A 2534-nucleotide genomic window follows, 5' to 3' on the forward strand; every position below is an offset into this window, starting at 1 on the left:
CGGCGCGCCCTTCGGCGGGCTCGTGCCGCCCGTCGCGCCCGCCCCCGCCGCCCCCGGACGGCTCACCTGGAGCGACGGCGCCCGCAGCGCCCCGTCCTGGGCGCGCGCGGTCGAGACCGCCACCTCACGGATCCGCGGCGGCCACCTCGGGAAGGTCGTCCTGGCCCGGGACCTGATCGCGCAGGCCGCCCGTCCCATCGACGCCCGCGCCCTGCTGCACCGCCTCGCCCGCCGCTATCCGACCTGCTACACCTTCGCGGTCGCGGGCCTGGTCGGCGCGACCCCGGAACTGCTCATCCGCCGCAGCGGCGACCGGGTCGACTCGCTGGTGCTGGCCGGCACGACCGCGCGCGGCACGACCGCCGGCGACGACGAGGACCGCGCGGCCCGCCTGTTCCGCTCCGGCAAGGACCGCCGGGAGCACCGCTACGCCGTCGACATGGTCCGCGACGCGCTCGCGCCGCTGTGCACCGAGCTGGACGTCCCGGCGGAGCCCGAGCTGCTGCGCCTGCAGAACGTGACGCACCTGGCCTCACCCGTGCACGGGCGGCTCGGCGCGCACCGGTCGGTCCTGGACGTGCTGGCGGCGCTGCACCCGACCCCGGCGGTCGCGGGCACGCCGACCGACCGGGCGCTGGAGCTGATCCGGGAGCTGGAGGGCATGGACCGGGGCCGCTACGCGGGCCCGGTCGGCTGGGTCGACGCGCGCGGCGACGGCGAGTGGGGCATCGCGCTGCGCTGCGCGGAGCTCTCGGGGACGCGGGCGCGGCTGTTCGCCGGCTGCGGGATCGTCGCGGACTCCGACCCGGCGGCGGAGCTGGCCGAGGCGCAGAACAAGTTCCGCGCCATGCAGTACGCCCTCGAAGGCTGACCCGCCCCGCCCCGCCCCCGCCCGACGCCCGCTCCATGGCCGCGGCGCGGGCGACGGCGCATGTCGCCAACAACTACGCCACCGGCGCCGCTACGCGTCCAGGACGCCTTGCGCCGTCCCCCGTCCGAGCCCCGGAGCGCCTCGCCCGTCGCCGGCGCGGTGGGTGGGGCCGTGGGTCAGCGGCAGTCGGTGGCCAGGTCGCCGGATTCGTAGAAGCCGGGAAGCCGGCTCGGCTGGGACCAGTGCCAGTGGATGCGGTAGTCCCCTTTGGGGTGCCGTGCGAGGCCGAGCTCGACGTCCGGCAGGGCGGGCAGGAAGCCGGTGTCGCGTGGCGGACCATGGCGGGTTCGACGTTGGCGGGCATGAGGGCGGCGACGCCGAGTCCGGCCCGGACGGCGACCGGTGCAGCAGGGGCCGTCCGACGGTGGTCTCGAGTTTGCGCAGTTGCTGGCTGAGCGCGGGCTGGGTGGGGCCGAGCGCCGCCGCGTGCGCGGGGGGGGTCGGCTGCGGCGGCCCTGGCGGCGGTCGCCGACACGGTGAGCAGGCTCGCGCCGCCCGGGGAGCGGATTCGCGGCGGCCGGGGCGGCCGGTCTCGTCGCGGCGCTGGTGGGAGGCCTGCTGTCCATCCGTCCGCGGCCGGATCGTGGACGGCGGCCACGGCGCCGCCGGGCCGGCGGGTGAGGCGGTCCGCACCGGCAACGTCGGGGTGCAGCGCGCGGCTCGGGCGTTCAGCCGGTGTTCAGCCGGCGCGTAGGGTGGGCGGATGGTGTGGAGTCTGCTGGGCGCTGTCGCCGCCGCGTGCTGCTTCGGCGTCGCCACCGTCCTGGAGGCCGTGGCGGCCCGCTCCACCACCGCCAGCGAGGGCGTCGACCCGCGGCTGCTGGTGCGGCTGGCGGCCAACCTGCCGTTCCTGACGGGCATCGGCCTGGACCTGGTGGGCTTCCTGCTGGAGCTCGCCGCGCTGCGGTCGCTGCCGCTGTTCGTCGTCCAGGCGGTCATCGCGGCGGCGCTGGCGGTCACGGCGGTCGTCGCCGGGCCGGTGCTGAAGGTGCGGCTGCGCGCCGCGGAGTGGACGGCGGTGCTCGCGGTCTGCGCCGGACTGGCGCTGCTCGGGTCGTCCGCCGGACGCGAGGGCCCCGCGCACACCGCGCAGGCGTTCCACTGGACGCTGCTCGGATGCGCCCTGGCGCTGCTGGTCGCGGGCGCCGCAGCCGGGCGGCTGCCGGGCACGGCCCGGTCGGTCTCGCTCGGGCTGGTCGCCGGGCTGGGCTTCGGCCTGGTCGCGCTCGCCGCCCGGGTCCTGACCAGCCTGAGCCCGCTCGACCTGCTCACCGACCCCGCCTCCTACGCGCTGGCGGCGGCGGGCGCGGCGGCGCTGCTGTTCTACGCGACGGCGCTGCAGCGCGGATCGGTGACCGGGACGACGGCGGCGATGGTCGTCGCCGAGACCGTCGTGCCGGCCGTGGTCGGCGTCGTCCTGCTCGGCGACCACACCCGGCCCGGACTGGCTCCGCCGGCCGCCGCCGGGTTCGTCCTGGCGGTCGCGGCGACGCTCGTCCTGGCCCGCTTCGGCGAACCCCACGCTCCCGGCGCCGACCCGTCCACGGCCGTGGCCGCCGACGGCGACCAGGGGACGACCGCCGGGCCGGGCGCGGAGGCCTCC

The 2534-nt window shown here is 78.2% G+C and carries 3 protein-coding genes; 2 read left to right on the forward strand and 1 reads right to left on the reverse strand.

Annotated elements, in window-relative coordinates; all coding sequences use genetic code 11:
• Positions 1-871, forward strand: an 871-nt coding sequence (locus DZF91_RS25085) for an isochorismate synthase (RefSeq protein WP_117359699.1), incomplete at its 5' end; no start/stop codon positions are given.
• A 90-nt stretch (positions 872-961) separates the two neighbouring features.
• Here DZF91_RS25085 and DZF91_RS43205 read toward each other — a convergent pair.
• Positions 962-1723 carry a helix-turn-helix domain-containing protein gene (locus DZF91_RS43205; protein WP_407920939.1) on the reverse strand — a complete coding sequence of 254 codons (762 nt, stop codon included), beginning with the start codon at positions 1721-1723 and terminating at the stop codon, positions 962-964.
• Between DZF91_RS43205 and DZF91_RS25095 the strand changes: the two genes are divergently transcribed.
• On the forward strand, positions 1635-2534 hold a 900-nt coding region (locus DZF91_RS25095), incomplete at its 3' end, for a hypothetical protein (protein ID WP_199486873.1). The two genes, DZF91_RS43205 and DZF91_RS25095, sit on opposite strands and share 89 nt — an antisense overlap.

Source organism: Actinomadura logoneensis (assembly GCF_003428695.1).
GTDB classification, from domain to species: domain Bacteria; phylum Actinomycetota; class Actinomycetes; order Streptosporangiales; family Streptosporangiaceae; genus Spirillospora; species Spirillospora logoneensis.